24 protein-coding genes are annotated in these 24,939 nt (G+C 41.5%); 10 read left to right on the top strand and 14 right to left on the bottom strand.

What is annotated here, in order from left to right:
* Positions 1–60 precede the first annotated feature (60 nt).
* Positions 61–1,077, bottom strand: coding sequence for a LacI family DNA-binding transcriptional regulator (locus BOD01S_RS08460; RefSeq protein ID WP_244887295.1), 1,017 nt, complete (start codon positions 1,075–1,077; stop codon positions 61–63).
* 191 nt (positions 1,078–1,268) lie between these two features.
* On the opposite strand from BOD01S_RS08460, the gene BOD01S_RS08455 reads away from it, so the two are divergent.
* From BOD01S_RS08455 to BOD01S_RS08415, 9 genes are read left to right on the top strand one after another with little or no spacing between them, the layout of a single operon-like run.
* Positions 1,269–2,042, top strand: a complete 774-nt coding sequence (locus BOD01S_RS08455) for an enoyl-CoA hydratase/isomerase family protein (RefSeq protein ID WP_088321721.1) — start codon at positions 1,269–1,271, stop codon at positions 2,040–2,042.
* A gap of 17 nt (positions 2,043–2,059) precedes the next feature.
* Positions 2,060–3,355: a GntP family permease gene (locus BOD01S_RS08450; protein WP_036157128.1), complete on the top strand. Its 1,296-nt coding sequence runs from the start codon at positions 2,060–2,062 to the stop codon at positions 3,353–3,355.
* A gap of 53 nt (positions 3,356–3,408) precedes the next feature.
* Positions 3,409–4,587 (top strand): thiolase family protein, encoded by a 1,179-nt coding sequence (locus BOD01S_RS08445; protein WP_036157130.1) that lies wholly within the window; start codon positions 3,409–3,411, stop codon positions 4,585–4,587.
* Position 4,588: 1 nt separating this feature from the next.
* A complete protein-coding gene (locus BOD01S_RS08440) occupies positions 4,589–5,434 on the top strand; it encodes a 3-hydroxyacyl-CoA dehydrogenase family protein (RefSeq protein ID WP_036157132.1) in 846 nt (281 codons plus the stop codon).
* Positions 5,431–5,805: a MaoC/PaaZ C-terminal domain-containing protein gene (locus BOD01S_RS08435; RefSeq protein WP_036157134.1), complete on the top strand. Its 375-nt coding sequence runs from the start codon at positions 5,431–5,433 to the stop codon at positions 5,803–5,805. The genes BOD01S_RS08440 and BOD01S_RS08435 overlap by 4 nt, the downstream gene beginning before the upstream one ends.
* A complete protein-coding gene (locus BOD01S_RS08430; RefSeq protein ID WP_036157136.1) occupies positions 5,802–6,170 on the top strand; it encodes a hotdog family protein in 369 nt (122 codons plus the stop codon). Before BOD01S_RS08435 ends, BOD01S_RS08430 begins: the two co-directional genes overlap by 4 nt.
* 14 nt (positions 6,171–6,184) lie before the next feature.
* A complete protein-coding gene (locus BOD01S_RS08425) occupies positions 6,185–6,589 on the top strand; it encodes an acyl-CoA thioesterase (RefSeq protein WP_036157138.1) in 405 nt (134 codons plus the stop codon).
* Positions 6,586–7,365 (top strand): enoyl-CoA hydratase/isomerase family protein, encoded by a 780-nt coding sequence (locus BOD01S_RS08420; protein WP_036157140.1) that lies wholly within the window; start codon positions 6,586–6,588, stop codon positions 7,363–7,365. The genes BOD01S_RS08425 and BOD01S_RS08420 overlap by 4 nt, the downstream gene beginning before the upstream one ends.
* Before the next feature lie 9 nt (positions 7,366–7,374).
* The gene (locus tag BOD01S_RS08415; protein ID WP_036157142.1) at positions 7,375–8,988 is read left to right on the top strand and encodes a class I adenylate-forming enzyme family protein; all 1,614 of its coding nucleotides are present in this window, start codon (positions 7,375–7,377) and stop codon (positions 8,986–8,988) included.
* Between the two features lie 120 nt (positions 8,989–9,108).
* Here the strand turns inward: BOD01S_RS08415 and BOD01S_RS08410 are convergent, their stop codons facing one another.
* Positions 9,109–9,588 carry a hypothetical protein gene (locus BOD01S_RS08410; protein ID WP_036157144.1) on the bottom strand — a complete coding sequence of 160 codons (480 nt, stop codon included), beginning with the start codon at positions 9,586–9,588 and terminating at the stop codon, positions 9,109–9,111.
* A gap of 445 nt (positions 9,589–10,033) precedes the next feature.
* Between BOD01S_RS08410 and BOD01S_RS08405 the strand changes: the two genes are divergently transcribed.
* Positions 10,034–11,428, top strand: a complete 1,395-nt coding sequence (locus BOD01S_RS08405) for an L-cystine transporter (RefSeq protein WP_036157146.1) — start codon at positions 10,034–10,036, stop codon at positions 11,426–11,428.
* A 149-nt stretch (positions 11,429–11,577) separates the two neighbouring features.
* On the opposite strand, the gene BOD01S_RS08400 is transcribed toward BOD01S_RS08405, so the two are convergent.
* From BOD01S_RS08400 to BOD01S_RS08345, 12 genes are all read right to left on the bottom strand, one after another.
* Positions 11,578–13,770, bottom strand: a complete 2,193-nt coding sequence (locus tag BOD01S_RS08400; protein ID WP_036157148.1) for a YhgE/Pip family protein — start codon at positions 13,768–13,770, stop codon at positions 11,578–11,580.
* Between the two features lie 105 nt (positions 13,771–13,875).
* Entirely contained in the window at positions 13,876–14,448 is a 573-nt protein-coding gene (locus BOD01S_RS08395) for a TetR/AcrR family transcriptional regulator (protein WP_036157150.1), read from the bottom strand.
* A 513-nt stretch (positions 14,449–14,961) separates the two neighbouring features.
* Entirely contained in the window at positions 14,962–15,747 is a 786-nt protein-coding gene (locus BOD01S_RS08390; protein ID WP_036157152.1) for an HAD-IIA family hydrolase, read from the bottom strand.
* A complete protein-coding gene (locus tag BOD01S_RS08385; RefSeq protein ID WP_244887294.1) occupies positions 15,722–16,567 on the bottom strand; it encodes a sugar phosphate isomerase/epimerase family protein in 846 nt (281 codons plus the stop codon). Before BOD01S_RS08385 ends, BOD01S_RS08390 begins: the two co-directional genes overlap by 26 nt.
* Positions 16,568–16,572: 5 nt before the next feature.
* Positions 16,573–17,685, bottom strand: coding sequence for an ABC transporter ATP-binding protein (locus BOD01S_RS08380; RefSeq protein WP_036157154.1), 1,113 nt, complete (start codon positions 17,683–17,685; stop codon positions 16,573–16,575).
* Positions 17,686–17,696: 11 nt separating this feature from the next.
* On the bottom strand, positions 17,697–18,521 hold the full coding sequence (locus tag BOD01S_RS08375) for a carbohydrate ABC transporter permease (RefSeq protein ID WP_036157155.1): 825 nt from the start codon (positions 18,519–18,521) through the stop codon (positions 17,697–17,699).
* On the bottom strand, positions 18,508–19,425 hold the full coding sequence (locus tag BOD01S_RS08370; RefSeq protein WP_036157157.1) for a carbohydrate ABC transporter permease: 918 nt from the start codon (positions 19,423–19,425) through the stop codon (positions 18,508–18,510). The genes BOD01S_RS08375 and BOD01S_RS08370 overlap by 14 nt, the downstream gene beginning before the upstream one ends.
* A 61-nt stretch (positions 19,426–19,486) precedes the next feature.
* The gene (locus tag BOD01S_RS08365; RefSeq protein WP_036157159.1) at positions 19,487–20,785 is read right to left on the bottom strand and encodes an ABC transporter substrate-binding protein; all 1,299 of its coding nucleotides are present in this window, start codon (positions 20,783–20,785) and stop codon (positions 19,487–19,489) included.
* 161 nt (positions 20,786–20,946) lie between these two features.
* Entirely contained in the window at positions 20,947–21,546 is a 600-nt protein-coding gene (locus tag BOD01S_RS08360; protein ID WP_036157162.1) for a glycerol-3-phosphate responsive antiterminator, read from the bottom strand.
* Positions 21,547–21,885: 339 nt separating this feature from the next.
* Positions 21,886–23,178, bottom strand: a complete 1,293-nt coding sequence (locus tag BOD01S_RS08355; protein ID WP_036157163.1) for an arsenic transporter — start codon at positions 23,176–23,178, stop codon at positions 21,886–21,888.
* Between the two features lie 164 nt (positions 23,179–23,342).
* Positions 23,343–24,764: an amidase gene (locus BOD01S_RS08350; RefSeq protein ID WP_081978040.1), complete on the bottom strand. Its 1,422-nt coding sequence runs from the start codon at positions 24,762–24,764 to the stop codon at positions 23,343–23,345.
* Positions 24,754–24,936, bottom strand: coding sequence for a hypothetical protein (locus BOD01S_RS08345; RefSeq protein WP_036157167.1), 183 nt, complete (start codon positions 24,934–24,936; stop codon positions 24,754–24,756). Before BOD01S_RS08345 ends, BOD01S_RS08350 begins: the two co-directional genes overlap by 11 nt.
* Positions 24,937–24,939 lie beyond the last annotated feature (3 nt).

Here is a 24,939-nt window from a genome sequence, read left to right as displayed (position 1 = left end):
TAGTTTGTAAACGCCAAGAATGTATACGTATTCATTTTATGCTATAGAAAAACACAGTGATTAATTTAATCGCTGTGTTGTTTTCCTTACGAAGAGTTTAACAGGCTCCGTAATACAATTGCAACTGTTATTTTCATCTTCCATCATCGAGAACAGCTCCTGAATAGCGATATAACCTAGGTTTTTTTTATATTTGCTCCCTACCGTTGTTAGTTCGACCATACCATGCTGGCTGATTTCAACGTTATCAATTCCCATAATACTTATTTCTTCCGGAATTGAAATATCTGCCTTTTTAGCAATATCTATTAAATCTAATGCAATAGAATCTGTTGCTGCACAGATGGCCGTTGGCGGTGTACGAAGATGAAGTAAATTATAAAAGGCTTCTTCTAAATCACTTTTGGAAATAATATCGTGGATTACATAACTGGGGTTAACTTTCGCCCCTGCTTCTTTCACTGCATTTGTAAAACCTTGATACCTGTTTTTAAAGGTCGTTACGTTTAGTTGCCCGCCAATCCAGGCAATATTTTCATGCCCCAGATCTTTCATATGTTGAAAGCTAAGTTCTCCAGCATGAAAGTTATCAATTTCTACAAAATTTTTATTTGATTTATGCTTTCGATTATATGTAATAAAAGGAATTCCCAGCCCTTTCAGCTTATCAAAAATCGGGTCATCTTCAAGAATGCAGGATAAAATAATGCCGTCATTCTTTTGCTCTAAGGCACTGGCATATGCCTTTTCCAAATTATTATCATTAACGAATTGTACTTGTACACGGTAATCCCTTTTGCTTGCATAATTTACAATGGCACTCGTCGTGTCGACAAAGAACGGATTACTTAACGGTCCCGATAACAGGATAATCGTTCCGATTTTATTCTGAACGAGTGATCTTGCATTCGCATTTGGAATGTAATTTAGTTCTTTTATTGCATTCATCACTTTATTTACTGTTTCTTTTTTAACAACATCGGGTGTATTTAATACCCTTGACACTGTAGCTTGCGAAACCCCCGCTAATTTCGCTACATCTTTAGAAGTTACCATGCTCTCACCTCGATCTCCCACTATTACTTATTTTATACCGCACCCCCGTTATGATGTAAAGGTTATCCAATGGATAAGCAGAATAGAAAAGCTATTTTCAGCCATTTTAAAAAAAGTTGTTGACAGAAATTTGCGACAATTCTATAGTGAAGGTGTAAACGCTTACCACAAAATGTATACGTATTCAAAATTTTCGAGGGAGGAATTATATTTTGTATTCGCTTTTAAATGTGCAGGCATACAGCCATATAACCGTCATTGAAATCAATCATCCCCCTGCTAATGCTTTAAGCAGTAAATTAGCCGATGAGCTATTTCATTGCTTTCAATCCCTCTGCGATGATACATCCGTACATGTTGTGGTGCTTCGCGGAGCAGGTCAAAAATTTTTCATTGCAGGGGCTGACATTAAAGAATTTCCTAATTGGATTGGTTCAACAACCCTTCAGGAAAGTGTAGAAAAAAACCATCGAGTAATTAACTTCATCGAAAATTTCCCTAAGCCTACCATTGCATTTTTAAATGGTTTGACTTTAGGCGGTGGTCTTGAAGTAGCTTTAGCATTCGATTTCCGCTATGCAGAGGCACACTCAAAGCTGGGAGTTCCTGAAGTGAATCTAGGTATTTTCCCCGGTGCAGGTGGAACTCAACGTTTGCCAAAACTTATCGGTAAGGCAAAGGCTCTAGAAATGATGTATTTAGGGGAACCTATTTCTGCTGACCATGCTTTAAAAATCGGGCTTGTTAACAATGTTTTTAATTCAGGCGAAGGCTTTGAACAGGTATTAAACATTGCGCAGGAAATTTCAAAAAAATCTACCCAAGTTTTTAACCATATAAAACAGGCTGTCCTGCAGGGGATGGAAACTGATCTTGAAACTGGCCTGCAGATTGAACAAAAGTTATTTATTGATATTTTTAACCACCCAGATGCTGCTGAAGGAATTAACGCTTTCATAGAAAAAAGAGAACCGAAGTTTAACTGATAAAAGGTGGGATATGTATGAGTGTTGTTTTATTGTTGATCGGCCTAGCTTTGTTAATTTTCATGACCTTCCAAGGCGTAAATATCATTGTTAGCGCTATTTTAGCAAGTGTATTCGTAGCATTGGTTTCTGGCCTGGACGTTGTGGAGGCCATGACTGGTACTTATATGCAAGGTTTTACGGGCTACTTTGCCTCATACTTTTTAATTTTCTTACTCGGCGCCATTTTTGGTAAGATTATGGCAGATACCGGTGCTGCTGAATCAATTGCACGCTGGGTAATGAAAATTATCGGGCCTAAAGGCGCCATTATGGCTATCGTGTTAGCCTGTGCCATTATGACATACGGCGGTGTCTCATTATTTGTAGTTGGTTTTGCTGTTTATCCTATCGCTGTTTCATTATTCAAAACAGCCAACTTGCCACGCCGTTTCATCCCTGCCGCACTCGTATTTGGCTCTGTTACCTTTACGATGTATTTGCCGGGTTCTCCGGAAATTCAAAATATTATGCCGACTGAATTTTTCGGTACCACTCCTTATTCAGGATTAGGGGTCGGGGTTGCGATTGCAGCCTTCACATTTATAGTAGGCTCATTCTGGCTGTATTGGATGGTAAATCGCGCGAAAAAACATGGAGAAGAATTTGTTTCATATGAATCAGATAAAGATATTGAGCAGAACGACAAAAAATTACCTAGTATCGTGCAGGCATTCTTGCCTATATTAGGAGTGATTGTTGGAATGGTTACGTATTCACAATACTTCGATGCAAACACTGCTACTATATTTGCATTACTCACAGCTATTATTATTGCATTGATCATTATGTTTACGTATCTCTCCAAGCTTTGGGATGTGATGGGCAAAGGTGCCAATGAAGCAATCATTGCAGCATGTAATACATCTGCTGTCATTGCATTTGGTAAAGTTGCTGCACTGACAGCCGGATTTACGCAAATTGTTGATACCGTTTTGCAGATTCCGGGTCCTCCATTATTAAGCATGGCCATCTGTATTAATTTAATCGCTGGTTTAACAGGATCTGCTTCCGGTGGTTTAGGGATTGCCCTGCCTATTTTATCTCCGATTTATTTAAATATGGGGATTGATCCAGGGGCATTACACCGTGTATCTGTCATGTCTTCAGATGGTCTTGCTTCATTGCCTCATAATGGGTATGTCGTAACGACAATCCGCAATATTTCGAAGGAAACATTTAAGACGGCCTATTTGCCGGTTGCCTGTATGGCTGTTATCCTGACACAAATTTCTACCGTCATCGCCATTATATTATTTACTCTGCTAGGTTAATTTTTTCATAGATACATTGAATCCATTCTACCACTACATTCTGAGGTGATTATATGTCTAAAGTGTTTATCGTTGCAGCAAAGCGCACGGCAATCGGAAAATTCGGAGGTGCATTAAAAAACATTCCTGCGAGTGAATTAGCTGTTCCATTAGTAAAGGATATTCTATCTGCAACCGCTATTAACCCTATGACTATTGACGAAGTAATAATGGGCAATGTCTACCAGGCCGGCAATAGAGCAAACCCTGCAAGACAGGTCGCATTAAAATCTGGATTACCACACACAATTCCCGCTATGACGATAAACAAACAATGTGCTTCCGGGCTGCGCGCTATTACATTGGCTTATCAACAAATTGCATTGGGCGAAGCCGATTGTATAGTAGCAGGAGGCACAGAAAATATGACACGGGTACCTCACCTGTTATTAGAGGGGCGGTCTGGTAAAAAACTCGGCAGTTTCACTATAGAAGACGGTCTTTTATACGATGGGCTTATTTGCTCCTATGAAAACTACCATATGGGGATTACAGCTGAAAATCTGGCCGAAAAATATTCCATTTCCCGTGCAAAACAAGATGAATACGCTTTGATGAGCCAACAGCGTGCATTGGCCGCACAACAGTCAGGGAAATTTAAAAAAGAAATTGTTCCACTAGTAATTGGATCCAGCATATTTGAAACAGATGAATTTGTCCGCGAAACTACATTTGATGCGCTCTCAAATTTAAAGCCTGCTTTTATAAAAGATGGTTCTGTAACTGCTGGAAATGCATCCGGTTTAAATGATGGAGCCTCCCTACTATTAATCTGCTCAGAAAAATATTGTGAAGAATATAAGTTAAAACCTCTGGCAGAAATTATCGCCCATGCATCAGTTGGGGTTGAACCAAAATATATGGGGATAGGACCAGTGGATGCCACGAAAAAAGCATTGAACCGTGCAAATTTAACGCTGGAAGATATCGATTTATTAGAGCTGAACGAAGCATTTGCAGCACAAACCTTAGCAGTATTGGAAGAATTAAAAATTAATTTAGATAAAGTGAACGTTAATGGCGGTGCTATTGCTTTAGGCCATCCTGTCGGAAATTCCGGCTCAAGGATTGTCGTAACATTACTTCATGAATTAATCCGAACAAATAAATCCTATGGTCTAGCCTCTCTTTGTGTAGGGGGAGGACAGGGCGTTTCATTAATTATTAAAAACATAGCTCAAGGGGGAAACTAACTTGATTAATAAAGTTCTTGTTGTAGGAGCAGGTTTAATGGGCAGTGGAATTGCACAGGTAATTGCGCTTGCTGGTATACCTGTTATATTAGTTGATCGGTCTGACAGTGATATTGATCGCGGTAAAAAATATATTGAAAAAAGTATCGCTTCCATGCGGAAACGTGAAAAGTACTCAGTTGAAGATGAACGACGTATCCATGAACATATTCACTATTCAACAAATGTCCAAGATGGTGCGACAGCTGATTTAGTAATTGAAGCAATTCCCGAAAATATAGCGCTAAAGAAAGAGATGTTCAGGAAATTGGATGAAATCATTCAGCCGCATGCCATTTTAGCAAGTAACACCTCTTCCCTTTCTATAGCTGAAATCGGCTCAGTTACGCTGCGGCCGGAAAATGTAATCGGGATGCATTTCTTCAGCCCGGTTCCTTTGATGAATTTATTGGAAATAGTAAAATCGCTTTCTACCTCTGCAGAAACACTAGAAACTGCAAAGGAATTTGCTGTAAAAATCAATAAGCAAACAGTTGTTGCACAAGATTATCCCGGATTTATAGTAAATCGAATCTTATTACCTATGATGAATGAAGCTGCTTTTTTAGTAATGGAGGGTACGCCTGCTGAAGAAGTCGATAATGCTATGAAGCTGGGTGCAAACCATCCAATCGGCCCCCTTAAACTGGCAGATGAATGCGGGCTGGATACAACCTTATCGGCATTGGAAACATTATATAGAGATTTTGCTGATTCAAAATACCGTCCTTGTCCCCTTCTTAAAAAGCTTGTGGAAAGCGGCAAATTGGGCAGAAAAAGCGGTGAAGGTTTTTACAAATACTCATGAGTACGAAGGAAAAGTGGAATTCAACACGTACTTTAACAATTACTGAATCTCATTTAATCTTCCCTATGATTTGGGAAGGAGATTTAAATATTCATAGTAATGTGGAAGTAATGCAGGATTCAAATTTCCAGCATGTGATCTTACACGGGGACACGAGCCTTGCACTTGCAATCAGCTTAATTGAAAAAGAGCTGGGAAAATCGATTATATATCATTCGATTTCCAGCAGATATCAATCATACGTCTGTTTGCATGATGAAGTTTATACAATCTATCAAATAAATGATGACACGCTGACATTCTCACTTATCAATCAAAAAGAAACAGTCATTGTTCACGGTCAGCTTACCGGAATTGAGGGATGTATATGACACTATATATTCACCCGCCAGGCTCTATCGGGCGTACGGTTTTTGAAACGGATTGCCGGCTATTTTCCCAATTAGCAGATAGTGAATGGGCCCATGATAATATCGATAAACGCCTACTCATTATGCTGACTACTGGACTGTTAAATCGAAGCTTGAATTTGGAAAAATACCTTATAGCTGCACTAGGCCAAGAATGGACATTCCTGCATCCCGTTCAAGTTGGCCAAACCTTATATTGTCACTATGAGGTCCAACTATTGAAAGAACAAAAGAAAGTTTATCAAATAGGTATTCAATTATTTGCGGAACAAGTAAAAGTAGCTGATGGCAGATGGACAGTAATGTTTAAACAATTAATTCATTAAAGGACGTGTATACGATGTTTGAAACGATTATACAGCCACGGGTTTCAGAAACAGATGGTGTCGGTCATATTAACAACACGACAATACCGGTTTGGCTAGAGGCCGGAAGAAATGAACTATTTAAAATTTTTAATCCTGAGGATGATTTTGAAAATTGGCGTATGGTCATTGTAAAAAGCTGTGTAGAGTATAAAGCCCAAATTTACTTTGGGAAAGATGCGCTGATTAAATGCTGGATCAAGCGAATCGGCAACGCCAGTCTGGAACTTTATGAAGAAATTTGGCAAGGCAACACGAAATGCATTACCGCTTCTACCATCTATGTGAATTTCAATACCCAAGAACAAAAAAGCGAGCCTATCCCTCCTTCAATTAAATCTGTTTTAGAAAATCACCTTTATGAGGAGGTGGGGCAATGAACACGAAAGTTAATTATTCAAAACAGAATAACATGGCAGAAATCACATTGAACCGTCCTGAAGCGCTCAATGCATTAGATAACGATATGATTGCTTCCATCATTGAAGCGTTAAAGGATGCCGGAAAAGACGACGCGGTCCGTGTAGTCATTATAAAAGGAAACGGACGCGCCTATTGTGCAGGAGACGATCTTGTCGATATGGGAACAGAAGCTCATCCAAATCCAAGCGATAAAGTAAAAGAATACTATGAAGGCTACCCGCAAATTGTGTTCGCAATGAAAGAACTGGAAAAACCAATTATCGTAGCCGTTCATAAATATGCGTTAGGTGCCGGATTTGAAATTGCTTTAGCAGCCGACTTTATTATTTCCAGTGAAGAAGCGAAATTTGGGCTTCCATTCGTATTGCGTGGATTAGCCTCAGGTACTTACCTATTACAGCAACGGATCGGGTACCACCGGGCAGCAAAATATTTATATTTAGGAGAAATGTTTGATGCGCAGACAGCTATGCAATTAGGTTTGCTTTATGAGGTAACTACTACCGATGAGCTTGAAAATAAGGTCAAGCAGCTAGCGGAAAGACTAGCTTTAAGTGCCACGAGATCAATCGGCCTGATGAAAAAGGCGATGCATGCTTCCGCAGGGCTGGATTATGAACAAGCCTTTAAACTACAAACATTATCAACATTTGCTTCCTATCATTCAGAGGATCATAAAGAAGGTATTCAGGCATTTGTTGAAAAAAGAGAGCCTAAATTTACCGGAAAGTGAGGAACCCGTGTGTTAGAACTATTAAAAAATAAACCTATCGATCAATATATTGCAGAGTACGCTCTTTTACATCCCGCAAAAACGGCAATCAACTTTTATGGTTATGAAATTTCATATAGTAAATTAAATGATGATATTAATAAGCTCGCAAATTATCTGCAAAGTATCAATATCCAAAAAGGCGATACTATAGCGCTCTATTTACAAAACTCACCGCAATATATTATTTCCTTTTATGCAGCCCAAAGAATTGGGGCTATAGTGGGCCCCTGCAACCCCATGTTCAAAGAATGGGAATTACATTATCAGTTAAATGATCTAGAAGCGAAGGTTATTATTACTTCTCCTGATTTATATCCGATTTTCCAGAAAATCGAGGATGAAACAAACGTAAAACATAAAATATTAATTAACTATGCCGATTATTTACCGTCTGAACCATACCCTGATTTCCCTGAAAAAATTGACCACACTTCATTTAATGATACATCGGCATGGAATGAGATTATAAATAATAAGGCATTTGCTACAGATGTTCGTCCTGCTGCGGTTGATATGTCAGAGGATGTTGGCCTGATTGTTTATACTTCCGGAACAACCGGTGCACCAAAAGGAGCGATGCTGACCTTTAAAAATTCTGAATACCAGGCAGCTGCTGTAGCCAAAAATTTCAGCTACCGTGAAGAAGATAAAGTAGTAAGTATCATGCCCATCTTCCACATCGCAGGAAAATTAGTCGGAATGATGAGTCCATTCATTACCGGTTCCACAATCATCTTACTTTCCCGCTTTCATCCTGTAGGGTATTTGCAGGCGGTGGAGAAATATAAAGCAACTATTCTATATACAACTACACCGATGAATATTCAGATGATGAATGAAGAAAAAATAAAAGACACCGACTTCTCTTCATTAGTACTCAACATCATCACAAGCTTTGGTATCCAGCTAACAAAGGAAATTTCTGATAATTGGGAATCATTCACAGGCATCCCTTTAATGGAATTTGCTTATGGAATGAGTGAAACACACACCGGTAATGCTATGACGCCGCCTGATCAAATCAAATATGGCGCTAATGGGAAACCCCCTGAAGGCACTGTATTAAAAATTGTCAATCTTGATAATTATGACGAGGAGTTACCACCAAATACCCAAGGGATGATTTTAGTAAAAGGTCCAAGTGTCTTTAAAGGATATAAAGGAAAAGAGGAAGAAACGAGAAAATCATTTTATAAAGGTTTCTTTTTAACAGGTGATATCGGCACTATTGATGAAGATGGCTTTTTATACTTCTTGGGGCGTGCAAAAGAAATGATCAAATGTTCAGGCTACAGTGTGTACCCTGAGGAAGTTGAAAAAATGTTAGCAAAGAATGAGAAGGTCAGTGAAGTAGCTGTCATTGGGATACCCGATGCCGTTCGCGGTGAATCCGTAAAAGCATTTATCGTATTAAAAGATGGCTGTACAGCGACGGAAGACGAAATAATTACATGGGCAAAAGAAAGAATGTCCGCTTATAAATATCCTCGTGAAGTGGAGTTCATTGATGCCATCCCTAAAACCAATTCCGGAAAATTATTACGTCGCTTGCTTCGCAAAGATACCGAACAGGCAAAATAGCTTTCACTATTTATAATGATAAGATCTTTTACTATTTACAATAGAATAGGCACTGGCTGTCACTTTGGAGACAGTCAGTGCCTTATGCCATCCCTATTTTTAAAATAAGGGATCTTTTCTCTATGAAGTCTGCTCCACATCCATCGAGGATTTAATCACATCGCCGTTAAACAGCTGTACCTTTTGATAATCCCCCTTTTCTACCTGAAGCACAAACGTATGCGGCACCGCCTTTTCATCGCAGGCTTTCCCGCTTGCAGTCAGTAACTGAACCGACAGCAGGCCGCCATTATTGTAAACCCCGTCCACCGCTATGCCGCAGCTGTCTGAATACGTAACGATAAAGACAGCGAAATATTGATCCATATCCATCGAAAGTTCCTCTATATCAAACCGTCCTTTTAATGCTTCCAGCTGGTTTGCCGTTTCTGCATAGGCTATATGCGGGACAAGCTGTTCATAAACAGGCGCAATTTTCTCCTCATATTTCACAATTTCAAAAGGAACAGCCTGCTCTTTTGTGAATAACGGGGCATCTTTTTCGGCGCCGCTGCAGCCAACCAATAATACAATAAGAAGGAATAGCCAATACTTCTTCATTCCTGTCTTCCTCCTTTAAATAAGCTCTATTTTTAAAAGGTTCCATCTGTGATTTTATGCGACTGGACCTATTTTAGCAATCCCGGCTTTCTTATGCTGCCCAAAGTACAGGATGCCGAATTTTTGGTCGTTCAATGGATTGTCCTTACGTTTATGGGGAATATAAAGAGTGTATTACCTACAACATAAAACTATATGTCCGATGTTTTTGTTTATGGCGTCTCTTACTGCTATAAAGTGGCAGCAGGTTCATCGCGGTTATTTCAGGATGTAAAGTTTTTTTCATTGCCCCAATTTATTCATTCATGATAAAAAAACGGATTCCCAAGCAAAAAACCTAGTTTGTCTATTAGATTTATTGTATTATAGTGTTATTGTGTGAAAACAATAAGATTTTAGTTGCAATCAATCAGTTTTGCACTATTGAATTGAAGGAGGATCCATTGTGGATACGTTACTTATTATCGTAAATATTGTTATTCTTCTCGCATTGATTTTCGGATTATACATGATGCAGAAGAAACACGTGAAATTCTCAACGCGTGTATTTGCGGGTCTCGGGATAGGGATTGTATTTGGTATTATTATTCACCTGCTGTATGGTACAGCATCTGACGTCACAACAAAGACGATTCAATGGTTTGATATTGTCGGTTCAGGTTATGTGAAGCTATTGCAAATGGTTGTTATGCCATTAGTATTTATCTCTATTGTCGGCGCCTTTACAAAGGTAAACCTTACGAAAAACCTAGGGAAAATCAGTTTCTTAGGAATCGGGATTTTACTTGTGACAACAGGTATTGCCGCATTTATCGGGATTGGAGCGGCACTTGGCTTTGGTTTGGATGGAATTGAATTACAAGCGGGCGATGCTGAAAATGCCCGTAATGAGGAATTAGTAGAGCGGGTCGCAACTGTTCAGGATATGACGATTCCAGATCAAATTCTATCGTTCCTTCCATCTAACCCATTTGCTGATTTAACAGGATCCCGTACTACTTCCACAATCGCTGTGGTAATCTTCGCATCCTTTATCGGAATAGCCTATTTGGGCATCAGACGAAAACAGCCTGAGCAAGCTGAGCTGTTCGCTAAAATTGTCGATACGTTATATGCCATCACAATGCGTATTGTCACATTAGTATTACGTATCACTCCTTATGGGGTTTTAGCTCTAATGACAAAGGTTGCAGCTACAAGTGATTATGAAGCTATCTGGAATTTAGGTAAATTTGTCGTTGCTTCTTATGTAGCGCTTATTGCGATGTTCTTAATCCACCTGATTATGATTAGTCTCGCAAAATTAAGTCCGGTCACATTTGTGAAAAAGGGATTACCTACTTTAACATTCGCCTTTACATCCCGTTCAAGCGCAGGTACACTGCCGCTTAATATCAAGACTCAAACAAATGGGTATGGAGTTTCTGAAGGGGTAGCAAACTTTGTTGGTCCATTTAGCTTAAGTATTGGGCAAAACGGTTGTGCAGGGATTTACCCGGCAATGCTGGCGATAATGGTAGCACCGGCTGCCGGAATTGATCCATTTAGCATCAGCTTTATTTTAACTGTCGTATTAGTCGTCATGATCAGCTCATTTGGTGTTGCCGGCGTGGGCGGCGGTGCGACATTCGCTTCTTTAATCGTTCTTTCTGTATTGAACTTGCCTGTAGCCATTGTTGGTTTATTGATTTCTGTCGAGCCTCTTATCGATATGGGACGTACAGCATTAAATGTCAACGGAAGTATGGTATCAGGTGTTTTGACAGCGAAAGTTACGGGTGAGCTTGATGAAAAAACATACAACGATAAACACGGCTTGGATGAAGTAGCCGAAGCATAATAATTCTCATCAGCTAACACGAAGCAGCCATCCGGCACCGGTCATTAACCGGTGCCGGATGGTTTTTGATTTCTACTTTTATACACACAAAAAAAAACCAGCTACATGTGATGTAGCTGGTTTTTACTTACCTAAAAGGCACGTTCTTTTTACGCTTCTGGTGTTGCTGCTTCATTTGAATAGCGTTTTTTGAACACTAATGCAAAGTAGCCGAATGTAATGATTAGGAATACAATCATAAAGCCTGCAAGAACTGAGTTGTTGAAGCCAAGGAATGCCATATCCCCTGTAGAAATTGTTGCTTTAAACGCTTGAACAGAGTATGTCATCGGGAAGAACGGATTGAACGATTTTAATGGATCCGGTACTAACTCTAGAGGGAATGTACCTGCACTTGTTGTTAATTGAATAATTAACGTTAAAATCGCGATAAATCGTCCTGGATCCCCAAAGATCGAAACAAGCATTTGAATAATCGCCAAGAATGTAAAGCTTGTTAGGATAGCTGTTAATGTAAACATCAGCAAGTTTTCCGGTTCAAGCCCTAAAATTCCTACTACTACCGCTACAGAAATAAGCGATTGAATAATCCCTACTGCAGCTAAAATTGATACTTTACTGAAGAACCATGCTCTTGCGCTTGTTGGGCGAGTAGCTGGTTCAACAAGTGGGAACACGATGGAAATCAACAATGCCCCTACGAATAAACCTAATGAAATAAAGTATGGTGCAAAGCCTGTACCGTAGTTCGGTACTTTGTTAATCGCTTCTTTTTCAACCTTCACTGGTTGAGCTACCATGTCATAATTTTTATCGTTTGGCTGGATGTTTACTTCGTCGCTGGCTTCTGACAGCTTACCTGCTAATGTTGTTGTGCCGTCTGCCAGCCCTTTTGTACCTTTAGCCAGTGTAGATGAACCTTCTGCCAGTTCACCTGATTTTTCTGCAAGTAAAGATGTACCATCATTTAAAGTTGTACTGCCTTGAACTAATGTATTTAAGCCTGATGCTAATTCATTGGCTCCTGCTTTTGCTGTTCCAGCACCATTTGCCAGCTCAGACAGTTTGCTTGCTAATGTAGCATTCCCTGCTTGCAGGCTCGCTGCGCCTTTTACGAGGGCATCAGAGTTTGCAACCAGTTTATTGGCACCAGCTGCTACCTGTTGTTGACCAGCAGCGATTTGTGTGCTGCCGTCTTGTAATTGAGCCGCTCCTTGCTGTAATTGCCCAGCGCTGGAGGCTAGCTGCGATACACCGCCGGCTAACTGCTCACTGCCTTCGTTTAATTGATTTAATGTTGCTTGCAGTGCCTGTGCCTGCTCTTCCGGCAAGCTTGCTAGCACGCCTTGCATTTGTTGTGATAGTGCGCTAATTCCTTGATGTAAACCTGCTGCACTGTTGTTTAATTGATTAGCTCCTGCTTGTAAGCTTGCACTGCCGCTTGCTACATTGGAAATCCCGGCAGCTAATGCCTGTTGTTTTTCCACTAATGTTGCTTGACCGGCTGCTACTTGTGCAGCACCTTCTGTATAGCTTGTAATCCCTTTTGCTAAATCATTTGCACCAGTTGCCGCTTGACCTGCACCTGCTGCCAGCTGTTTACTGCCATCTTCAATTGTGCCGATACCTTTTGCTAAATCAGTCGCACCAGATGCGGCTTTTTTAGCACCTGTCGCCAGCTTGTCTGTACCATCAGACAATTCGACCGTGCTGGATGCTAACTGCTCTAAATAACCTTCTAGATCTTCAGCACCGTCTACAACCTTTTTCGCTCCGGCATCCAGCTCACCGGCACCGTTTGCTGCCTCAGTAAAGCCGTCACCTAATTTTGTGATCGATGCAAAGAGCTGCTCTGCATATGTTTTTGAAACCTGTCCATTCACTTCTGCCTTAATGCGGTCTAACGCTGTTTCACCGATTTGGGCACCAAGGAAGTTATAGCCTTCGTTTGGAATATAATCAATAACAAGCTTAGATGGTGTTTCATCTAATAGAGTTGTCGCATGCTCCGAAAAGTTTTCAGGAATGCGAATAATCATATAATAATCTAAATCCTTAAGCTGTTTATCTGCCGTATCACTTGATACTTCTTCAAACTTAAACTGTTCACTATCTATCAGTTTTTTTGTGAGCTCATCACCAAGCTCCATTTTTTCCCCTTCATAGGTCGTTCCCTTGTCATCATTCACAACGGCTACAGGAAGACTACTTAAGTGGTCATACGGATCCCAAAAGGCCCATAAAAACATCCCGCTGTATAGCACCGGAATGAACAACACAGCAACAATTGAAATAATCATTTTTCGCGTTGTTAATACTTTTCGCCATTCTGACTTAAACATGCTATTCCACCTTTTAATTTAAAATACTAACTGACCGAAATAGTCTTTTGGTCACTTTGCTGCAAGAAAAAACCAATCATTCCCAAAGAGAACAATGATTTTGTCTTACTTTTTAGTTAAGCCACTAAAGATCGTTTGTTTGAAAGTCATTAAGATTTTTTCTTCATTTAGAGGCTCATCATGTGTCTGCTGCCAATCTACTACAAATGCCAAGTACGATTTCAACAGCAAATACGCTACAAGCGGCGGATCACATTCATTAACCTGCCCCTTATCAATGCTGATTTGTATAAATCCTGCAATGTACGAAATGATTTCAGTTTCAATCACCTGAAGCATTTCCTTTACTGCCGGCGTACGTAAAGCCTTCTCCTCTTCGACTAGCTTGGCAAATAACACATGCTTTTCTCTAAATTGAAGCATCTTCATCAGTGCCATATGTGCATTGTCGATAAAGCTGACAGACGGATCGATAGCCATATCCATTGCTACTTTCATTTCTCGAATTAACGAAACTACTACTTCCTGAAGCAGTACTTCCTTATTATCAAAAAATGTGTAGATCGTTCCCTTCCCTACATTCGCAACCTTCGCCACCTGCTCAATCGTTGTCGCCTTATACCCAAAGAGCGAAAAGGATTTTGTAGCTGCATCTAAAATTTCCTGCCTGCGGTCCATTAGACGTCATCCCTTTGCTAACATTTTCTCTTTCAACTCGATCTAAAAATGACCAAAATAACATTCCGGTCATCTGGTCATTATTATACACCGATCGTTTAAAAATGCAACAGTTATATTTATTATTTTTTATAATTTTAATTTGAGGATTTTTTAGGGGTTTAATTCTCTGGATAGTAAATCAATTTCCCCTGTCGTATTTGCGCTAGCTGCACGTTTCACCTGGGGCACAGCCGAACAGTTTTAACCTTTGTTCCTTAAGTACTTATAGTGTGACAAACACAAATAGAGTTTCTTCAGCTATTCTGAACAGCATACATTCAACTTATAGCAATAATGCCTTTTGCTGCTCTTCCTTAAATGCTGTGTATTCGTTTTATTTTCTCCCTGCTCCGGATAGTATTCCCCCGGGTTTACAATCAATTCTATAGATAATTACACCTTCTATCCTCACAATTACTAAATACCATCACCAATCCGTTTATCAGATCGGCAATGGTATTACGTGTAAAGCTATAAAATGAATTCACCCAGATGCGGAACAACATAATCAGGTTTGTAGGCTGCTTGTTCGGCATGCTGGAGTGTGGAAGCACCCGTTAATACTAAACAAGTAGGCATTCCTACTGTTTTCCCGAGCAGAATATCTGTTTCGAGCCTGTCACCTATAATGAGACAGCGCTTTGCCTGCACGTTCAATAGCTCCAGCATCGCATTGGCAAAATAGGGTGTCGGCTTGCCAATGATCGTCTCGATTTTCATCTCCGCTGCTGTAGCTATCGCTTTTGCAAGAGACATCGTATCTGCCTGCAGTCCTCCGGGAACAGGACAGGCAGGATCCGGATTCGTCACGATCAGCTGTGCCCCGTTACGGACAGCCAGCATCGCGTTGTTCAATTTTTGGTATGTGAAATCCCGGTCCAGCCCTACCACCACATGTGTTGCATCGAGGGGATTTTTCGTCTCTTCCACGCCAAGATTTTTAAACTCCTCATACAATGCGGTTTCTCCCACAATATACGTTTTACTGTCGTCATGATTTTCAGCCATGTACTTGGCTGCTAAATAAGCAGCCGTTAGCACTTCCTCCTCCTGAACAGCAATTCCAAAGCTGCGTAATTTTTTGACGGCACTTGCTCTCGACTGTGTCGGTGAATTGGAAATGAATAATATTTTTTTATTCGCCTTCCTCAACTTTGACATTGTTTCCAGTACATGCGGCAGCACGGTATCGCTCACATACACTGTACCATCGAGGTCAAAGCAGAAAGCATCAAAAAGCTCTATCTTCACTAACATGCCCCACCTTTTCGTTATTGGAAAGCTCATTTACTAATCGTTCTTTCCCTTTTTGCAGCATGTTCAAATCTGTTCCGGGAGCATATTCTAGCACAAGCTCACAATCGATTTGCTCCGTACATAACACGTCAAAAATAGACGACCAATCGATTGTTCCTTCACCAACCGGCAGATGCTGATCACTCTTTCCGTCATTGTCATGTAAATGCAGTCCCGCTAAGCGATCCTTCACATGATAAATCGCAGAAGCAATATCCCATCCGTTCAGATTCGCATGACCGACATCAATCAAATATTTTGCGTTGCCATCAACACCCTCTAAAAAAACTTCATATTCCTTTTGCGTAAACAACGATGTTCCATTGTAGCCGACATTCTCTATTGCGAGAGTTACATGTAATGGCTTTGCAATCTCGCATAGCTGCTGAATATACATTTTTGCCCGCTGTCTTCCTGTTTCCTTGCTGAATTGCGGTGCAAAGCAAAAGCCCGGGTGGATGACCACATGCTGTGCATCAATTTTACCCGCAAACTCAATGGCCTTTTTATATTCCAAAAATGATGCTTCACGGATTGCCTTATTTTCGCTTGTTAAATTTATATCCCATGCCGGCGGATGGACAGTATACGCTACATCCAAAGCACATAGCTGTTCGGCTAAAACGGGGAATAACGCCTCCATCTCATCCCATTTATCTCCATCCATTAGAAGCTCTACAACATCAGCACCATGCTGGATTAACTTTTCAACATTTTCAACAATCTCATTTGTAATGAGCACTAAATCTGAATAACAAACCTTCATCGTAAACTCCTCCATGTCGTTTAATTGAATACAGGTACTCTATTCACCATTTTTTCCGGATAGCCGATAGAATTGGTCGTGGCCATATCAAATATATGCATATGCTGAACGTTTGGACGAATGTAAACCTGCTCTCCTACCCGCCACTCCTTATGGGGGCTCAGTGCAATGACTTCCTCATTATTAAACGTTAAATAGACCGCATATTCCGCTCCTAAGTTTTCTATCGCCCTGACAATGGCATACATCGTATTTTCCCCGTGCTCCTCCATGATTTCCAGATGCTCCGGACGAATACCGAAAACCATTTCCCTGGCGTTTGCTTTTTGAATATGCTGAATCCACTCATTAGGAATGCTCATCTTTTGATCGCCGAAACGGATATGCTTATCATAATAGACCATTTCTAAAATATTCGTTGGCGGCGCCCCGATAAATTTTGCGGTAAAAATGTTAGCAGGCCGGTGATAGACGTTTTCAGGGGTATCCAGCATTTGCAGTACTCCCTCATTCAATAGGGCAATCCGGTCGCCTACTGTCATCGCCTCGATTTGGTCATGTGTCACATACACAATGGTCTGCTTATACTTTTCATGAATTTTGACCAGCTCTTTCCGCGCAGAAACACGAAGCTGTGCATCTAAATTCGAAAGAGGTTCATCGAGTAAAAAGAAATCCGCCTGCTTTACGACAGCACGCGCCAAAGCTACACGCTGTCTTTGCCCGCCTGATAAGTCCTTTGGCAGGCGGTCCTCCAAGCCTCTTAACTGCAGCATCGCCAGTGCGTCCTCCAGCCGGGCGGCAATTTCCTTTTTAGGTACCTTCTTCATGCGGAGCGCATACACAATATTTTGCTTTACCGTCATATGCGGATAAAGGGCGTAGTTCTGAAATACCATCGCGACTTCCCGTTTACCGCTCGGAACATCATTCACTAACTTGCCGCCCATATATAAATTCCCGGACGAGACATCCTCGAGTCCTGCAATCATGCGCAGTGTTGTTGATTTTCCACAGCCTGATGGACCGAGCAAAATCAGACGCTCCCCTTCATGGATGCTGAAATTTAAATTTTTCACTACTTCTGTATGTCCATAGCTTTTTTTCACGTTTTCAAAACGAATTTCTTTCATGGCCGCTCCTCCTATTTAATCCCGGATGAAGTAAATGTTCCGATAATATAGCGTTGGAACATCAAATATAATGCGAGTGGAATAATCATCGTAACTACCGATACAGCCATCGCTACCGTAAAGTTCGTACCGCCCTCAGAGCTGATATACATCTGTAAAGCTAACGGAAGCGTGAAGTTTTCCGTGCTTTTCAAAATCAGTACCGGCCATACATATTCGTTCCAGGCTGTAATAAAAAACCAGATACTTGTTGAGGTGACTGCCGGTCTTGCCAGTGGCAGTACAATATCCTTCATGATCTGCCAGTGGCTCATATCATCGAGCCTTGCTACTTCAATAAGCGATACAGGAATCGTTCGTAAAGCCTGTGTTAACAGGAAAATCCCCATGGCATCTGCCAGCTGCGGCAATACTACACCCCATAGTGAATCACTTAGTCCCAGATTCGAGATAATTAAATAATTAGGAATCATCGTCACAGTAAACGGCAGGAAAATCGTGCTGATCAACATAAAATACAGCGTGTTTTTGCCTTTAAAGATAAAATACACAAAGGCATATGCAGCCATGAAGGAGGTCACTACCTTAAAGAGAGTAACGACCGATGCAATGATGAATGTATTTATCGCAATTTTTATTGCCGGTAAGCTATCAAAAAAGGCTTGATAGTTTTCCAGCGTTGGATTGAGCGGGAAAAGCGCTAATGGATGGTTATAAGCATCCTGCAGTGATGTAAAAGATGAACCAACCGCAAAAACAATCGGGAAAATCAATAGAAATATCGTAATCAGAAAGGCAATATGCCAAGGTATCGATATGTTTTTACTTATTTTCATAGTAAATACCTCTCTCTACATATTTGAATTCCACGATCAGCAGGATGACAAAAATCACCATCGTTAAAATCGACAATGCGGCTGAATGGCCTGTCCGGTACAAGACAAACGCCTCATGATAAGCATGGTAAATGACATTCGAACTTGCATAGTTAGGGCCGCCCTGCGTAATGACCTTGATCGGTGTAAAGGCAAACTGAAGCCCCTGCACAATCGTAATAATGAAAATATAGATGCCCGTCGCACTGCTCATCGGCACAACGATATGAAAGAAAATTTTCCATAACGGGACATTGTCCAGCCTTGCCGCTTCAATAACTTCCCTCGAGATGCCGTTAATGGATGCGTACAGTAATATAAAGTTATAGCCGAAAATTTTCCATGAAGTAATAAGGGAAAGAATGAAAATAACCCAGCCGTCCAGCTTGCTCCAAATAGGCATTTCAAGTCCGAACCAGCCCATCACAATAGCCACAGGTCCTGATACAGGATTCAAAATCCATGTAAACAAAATTGAGCCTACTACTAATGAAATAAAAGCCGGCAAAAAGAAGGCACTTTTATAAAAGCTCTTCATCCTGCCGATAACAAAGTCAAGAATGAACGCAAAAATATACGGTACGGTAAAGTTAAGAAGGAGCAGAATAAAAATATATACAGCCGAATTCCCAAATACTTTATACGTGAGCGGATCCTTTAAAACTTCGATATAATTTTGCAGGCCAACAAATTCCTTTGTCGGCTTGATCATATTCCAATCAAAAAAACTTAAATAAATTGTGTAAAGAAACGGCCAGAACATAAATACCGCCATGATGACGACAGAAGGAAAAAGCATACTATAGGCAAACAATGCCTGCTTATTTGCCGATATTTTTTTAAAAGATGCTGCCAAAGCACTCATTATCTCACCACTTTCACCGGATCAAAACCGGTGGGCAATGCATACCCACCGATAGTAGATATTATTTCAGTAATTCATTAATCGCATCCTGTGTTGATGTTAAACCTTCCTCCGCTGTAATAGTGCCGCCTAAAATTTGATCACGCATATCCAGTAACAGCTGTTCCGCCTGCAAGCCCGCATCTCCCGGGAATGAAGTCCAAGGAACGATAACATCCATTTGGTCTACCGCCGCCTGCATCATTTCATTTTCTTCAAGGAATTGCTTCAACCCATTTTCTGCATCTGCCACCCCTTCACGCGGCGGCACATAACCTGTACCTTTTGTCCATTTAGCTACCGATTCTACGCTATACAAAAACTTCATGAATTCCCATGCTGCTTTTTGCTGCTCCTCCTTCTGAGCGGTAATAGCAAGCATCGCTCCACCTGCTGGCAATTTCACCTCTTTCCCTTCCCAGACCGGCGATTTCACTGTTGCTACATCAAACTGTGCATTGTTTTGTACATTTGAACGCTGTGCAATCGTTGTATAAAGCATCGCTACATTGCCATCGATAAAGCTCTGAATCCCTTGATCCCAGCCGATATGCAGCGCTGTTTTTTCCTTTACTATCATATCTGCCCACAACGAATATGCTTCTATTCCTTCCGGTGAGGCAAATGTCGCCTTGCCATTCGTGATCATTTGCGCACCATTGCTTTCCAGTAACGCCTGCGTTGCCCAGTTATCGGCCGGTTCCTGTAAATAGAAGCCGTATTTGCCCGTTTTCTCTTTAATCACCTTTGAGAATTGCTGTACTTCCTGCCACGTTTTTGGACCGTTTTCATCCAAACCCGCCTCACGCAGTAAATCCCGGTTAATATACAGCACCGGATTGCTTAATGAATAAGGAATCCCTACTTGAGAACCTTCACTGTTTTTCGCCAGATCCATCACATTCGGCAGGAAATGATCTGTTAAAAATGTTTTGTCTTCTGTGAAATACTGATCGATGATCGACTGTGGTTCTGTATAGGAAAAGTTGTTAGAGAAATAATCCAAAAACGCCCAGCCAATCTGCACAACAGCCGGCGCATTACCCGCTGCGGCTTCTGCCTGCAGATTTTGCATCAATCCTTTATACATATCTGGATTAAACTTTGCTACTACCTCTACTGTGTCACTTTGGGCATTGAACTCTTTCACCAGCTCTTCAACTGTCTTGCCGCCTTGTGTCTCGGCATTCACATGCCAATATTCAATTTTTACCTTGTCGCCTGATGCGGCAGCACCTGAAGAGTCCCCCTCTTCGTCCGAGCACGCCGCTAAAAATACTACCGCCATGAACAACAACCAAAACCTTGATAAAGTCTTCATCCAATCTCCTCCCAATTATTCCAGACAGCATAAAAAGAGACCGCAAAAAGCCGTGTAACCTCCTACACAACAAATTGCGGCCTCTCTTATCAGCGCCTGAGTCTATTTACTTCTCACTTACTACTATAAAAGGTGATTGTTAATCCAGCATTGACTCCGTATTAAGTAATTGTATCGTAATTGTGAATGCTTCTTTTCCATAGCTCCGTATTGGATGTCGTTACGGCCGCTGCCCCGCTTTGCAATGCCTCGATCGCATCCTTTTCCGTATTCAGCAGCCCGCCCGTTAGTAAAGGTTTATCCGTCACAAGCGAAAGCTTCCTGATAAAATCGGGTGCTCTGCATGGCATAATCTCAATCATATCCGCCGCCGAGTCATTGACCGATTGCTCCAACTGACAATACACTTCCGTATCAATCAAAAAAACCCGCTGAACGACAAACATTTTCTTCTGCTTTGCCTTTTTGATCACATTCGATTTTGTCGTCACGATCGCAAACGGTTTTACGATATTATAGAGGAAATCGATACCGTACTGATCCAGCTGCAGACCGCCAATCTTCTCCACATGCAAAATAACCGGCAGCCCCGCATCATGCAGCAGCTTAACATACTGATGGACCGTCAAAATATTTCCTGTCATTAAAATGACCGCACTTAAATTATCTTTGTATTTGACCGCCTTCTCGAGTGCTTTCGGCTCTTTGATGGCAGCGATCAACCGGTGCTTTTCAAGCCTTTCATGAAATACATTTAACATGCAAGTCCCTCCCTCTTTTATAATAGAAGAGAAACGTGCACTCTTGGTAAAAACCAATAAAATATAACATACTCTTTACACTCTGTTTACTTCGTCTATTTTGATAAAAGGGATTGGCAGTGTATATGAAAATAGCCGGATTTAAAAAATCAATATAAGGTATTTCAAGACAAAGGAATGCAGTTCTATTACGTAATGGGCAATCGCCGTTGTCATATCAGCCAAAAATAGAGTATATAGCTGACTAGGTAACAATGCAGTTGTTTTTGCATTTTGCCGCCCCATTTTTATTGCGCCCTTCATCAATATAGTAAAATACCCCATAAAATCGAAAAACCGCTAAATCAAAAACGTGATATACAGCCCCACCAATGTAACGAACAAAATCGGGATCGTAAGCACAATCCCTGTCTTAAAGTACTGCCCCCATGAGATTTTGATTCCTTTATTCGACAGCACATGCAGCCAGACAAGAGTCGCTAAAGAACCGATCGGCGTAATTTTCGGCCCTAGATCCGAACCGATGACATTCGCATAAATAAGTGAATCCCGAATAACACCCGTTGTATGTGTTTCGGCAATCGCCAATGCATCAATCATGACGGTCGGTAAATTATTCATAACGGAAGATAAGAATGCGGCGATAAAGCCCATGCCAATCGTTGCCGTAAATAAACCGCCTTCTGCCGTCCATTCAATAACAGCTGCCAGTGCCTTCGTAAATCCCGCATTCCCCAAACCGTATACGACCAAATACATACCGATGGAAAAGAATACGATATTCCAAGGCGCCCCCTTCATGATGGCCTTTGTATTAACAGCCGGACTTTTGCGGGCCATGCCAAGCAGGAATACTGCAATGATCCAGCCAATCACACTTTCCGGCACATGAATAAGCTCAGCTGTAAAGTAGCCGAGCAGTAAAATAGCCATAACCGGCCATGCCAGCATAAACAGTTTTTTGTCCCGGATTGCTTCAGCCGGCTCTTTTAGCATGCCGAGCTCATATGTTAACGGGATTGACTTGCGGAAATACAATAGCAGGACAATAATCGTCGCTAGCAACGAAAACAAATTCGGGATAAACATCCGCAGCGTATACTCCATAAAGCCGACACCAAAGAAGTCGGCCGCTACAATATTGACCAGATTACTGATCAAAAACGGAAGGGATGTTGTATCCGCTATAAATCCGCTCCCCATAATGAACGGCAAAATCATTTTTTCACTAAATTTCAAATGGCGAACCATCGCCAGCACAATCGGCGTCAAGATCAACGCTGCTCCGTCATTCGCGAAAAATGCTGCCACAATTGCCCCAAGCACCATGACATACATAAACATCCTGATGCCATTCCCCTTTGCGATGCGGGCCATATGAAGTGCAGCCCATTCAAACAGGCCGATTTCATCCAGCACTAACGAAATGATAATGATTGCAATAAATAATAGCGTTGCATTCCAAGTAATACCGACTACAGCAAGCACATCACTAACATCAACTACCCCGACGATGAGTGCGGCTGCTGCACCGCCGCCTGCTGACCACCCGATATTTAGATTTCTCGGCTGCCAAATCACGAGTGCTAATGTGATAATAAATATAACTGCGGCTAATAGTAAATTTCCCAAGCTTCTATCCTCCAACTTCCTGATCCGGTTCCAATCGTATAATCACTCTATTTATGTATCTCCCAACTAAATAGTAAAGCACTTATGAAGTTTAGAATAAAGCCTAAATTCATAAGTGCTATTAAAAAGTTGTTTTCTGCCAAACTATTTAGCTGCGGGGAATCTTATCGATTAGCCAATAGAATCTCCGGTTTTTTGCCTTCCATCAGATTACACTGCTCAACCGCATAGCCTACATTCAATACTTTGCCTTCCTTGAAGGCTGGTCCGATAATTTGAAGGCCGATTGGTAGCTTTCCTTTGAAGCCGCATGGAACCGTTAAGGCAGGAAGCCCTGTTAAGTTACTTGGACCAGTGAAACGGATGATGTTGTTAATCAGATCCACTTTTTCGCCGTTCAAGTCTACTGTATCATCACCGATATCATTTGCCACAACCGGCAATGTCGGCGCAATCAATACATCGACCTTCTTAAAGGCTTCCGCAAATTCAGCCTTTAGCTGTCTTCTTACCTGCTGAGCCTGCAAGTAATCAACTGCTGATGGCAGCTCACCCAGCTCAAACAGCAGGCGGATATCGTTTCCGAAATCCTCTGGTCTTGTCTTTAAGTTGGAGTGGTGGATGGCCGACGCTTCCGATAAGGATGTAACAAGCTCTGCCCACTCGGCATATTGGAGTGATGGAATTTTCACGACTTCCACCTTCGCCCCTTGGCTTACGAGTAAATCAATCGCTTTGCGGACGGCATTTTCCACATCGTGATCGACCTGCTTGAAGAAGTAATCCTCATTCACCCCAATGACTAAATCCTTCACGTCACCTGTTAAGTAATTTACGTACTGATCGATAGGGCGATCGACACAAGTCGGGTCCCGATGATCGAATCCTGAAATGATTTCAAGCATCGCAGCCGCATCTTTTACCGTTTTAGTCATCGGCCCGATATGGTCAAGCGTCCATGCCAGCGGGAAACATCCGAACTTACTGACACGGCCATGTGTAGGCTTCAGCCCGACAATGCCGCAAGCCGAAGACGGAATGCGGATGGAACCTGCCGTATCTGTTCCAAGCGATGCAACACTGGCACCTGCTGCCACAGCAGCACCGGAGCCGCCGCTTGAACCTCCTGGCATTTTCGTTGTATCCCATGGATTGCGGACAGGTCCGTAATGCGGGTTATTGTTTGTAATCCCCCATGCATACTCATGCATGCTCAGTTTCCCTGTAAAAATAACACCGGCTTCACGCAGCTTTTCGACAACCGTCGCGTCTGCATCCGATGTAAAGTCCTTATGGATTTTCGATGCCATCGTCGTTACTTTATCTTTAAAATACAAATTATCCTTTAATGCAAGAGGAATCCCGTGATACATCCCTTTGTAATCGCCATTTGCTATCTCTGCCTCAGCCTTTTCAGCTGCTTTTATCGCTTCGTCATCATAAAAGTCGATATAGGAATTAATCGCCTCTTGGCTTTGATGCGCGAACTCTAAAATTTCCTTTGTCAGCTCCACAGGCGATAACTGCTTCGATTCAAGTAACGGCGCCAATTCTTCAACAGATTTTAAATGCAGATTACTCATGATGGTCACCTCCTGCGATATTTTTTAACGCAATATCTGCGTCATCAATCTTAATCCCATCCAAATCCCCCCGCAGCTCGCTCATTTCCTTCCAGCGTGCTTCCAGGATTTCCAGATGACCTTCTTTTGGAGTAATACCTTTACTAACAAGCATTTGTTCAACTGTTAATTTCATAAA

Origin of the sequence: Lysinibacillus odysseyi 34hs-1 = NBRC 100172, from assembly GCF_001591965.1 — a bacterium.
Lineage (GTDB): Bacteria > Bacillota > Bacilli > Bacillales_A > Planococcaceae > Lysinibacillus_B > Lysinibacillus_B odysseyi.
Note: the sequence above shows the minus strand (reverse complement) of the source record. Positions and strands in the feature narration are given on the sequence as shown.

Coding starts and splice junctions, on each gene's coding strand:
- BOD01S_RS08450 (WP_036157128.1), top strand. CDS start 2,060: ATGAGTGTTGTTTTATTGTTGATCGGCCTAGCTTTGTTAATTTTCATG.
- BOD01S_RS08445 (WP_036157130.1), top strand. CDS start 3,409: ATGTCTAAAGTGTTTATCGTTGCAGCAAAGCGCACGGCAATCGGAAAA.
- BOD01S_RS08435 (WP_036157134.1), top strand. CDS start 5,431: ATGAGTACGAAGGAAAAGTGGAATTCAACACGTACTTTAACAATTACT.
- BOD01S_RS08430 (WP_036157136.1), top strand. CDS start 5,802: ATGACACTATATATTCACCCGCCAGGCTCTATCGGGCGTACGGTTTTT.
- BOD01S_RS08425 (WP_036157138.1), top strand. CDS start 6,185: ATGTTTGAAACGATTATACAGCCACGGGTTTCAGAAACAGATGGTGTC.
- BOD01S_RS08420 (WP_036157140.1), top strand. CDS start 6,586: ATGAACACGAAAGTTAATTATTCAAAACAGAATAACATGGCAGAAATC.
- BOD01S_RS08410 (WP_036157144.1), bottom strand. CDS start 9,588: ATGAAGAAGTATTGGCTATTCCTTCTTATTGTATTATTGGTTGGCTGC.
- BOD01S_RS08400 (WP_036157148.1), bottom strand. CDS start 13,770: ATGTTTAAGTCAGAATGGCGAAAAGTATTAACAACGCGAAAAATGATT.
- BOD01S_RS08395 (WP_036157150.1), bottom strand. CDS start 14,448: ATGGACCGCAGGCAGGAAATTTTAGATGCAGCTACAAAATCCTTTTCG.
- BOD01S_RS08390 (WP_036157152.1), bottom strand. CDS start 15,747: ATGTTAGTGAAGATAGAGCTTTTTGATGCTTTCTGCTTTGACCTCGAT.
- BOD01S_RS08385 (WP_244887294.1), bottom strand. CDS start 16,567: ATGGAGGAGTTTACGATGAAGGTTTGTTATTCAGATTTAGTGCTCATT.
- BOD01S_RS08380 (WP_036157154.1), bottom strand. CDS start 17,685: ATGAAAGAAATTCGTTTTGAAAACGTGAAAAAAAGCTATGGACATACA.
- BOD01S_RS08375 (WP_036157155.1), bottom strand. CDS start 18,521: ATGAAAATAAGTAAAAACATATCGATACCTTGGCATATTGCCTTTCTG.
- BOD01S_RS08370 (WP_036157157.1), bottom strand. CDS start 19,425: ATGAGTGCTTTGGCAGCATCTTTTAAAAAAATATCGGCAAATAAGCAG.
- BOD01S_RS08365 (WP_036157159.1), bottom strand. CDS start 20,785: ATGAAGACTTTATCAAGGTTTTGGTTGTTGTTCATGGCGGTAGTATTT.
- BOD01S_RS08360 (WP_036157162.1), bottom strand. CDS start 21,546: ATGTTAAATGTATTTCATGAAAGGCTTGAAAAGCACCGGTTGATCGCT.
- BOD01S_RS08345 (WP_036157167.1), bottom strand. CDS start 24,936: ATGAAATTAACAGTTGAACAAATGCTTGTTAGTAAAGGTATTACTCCA.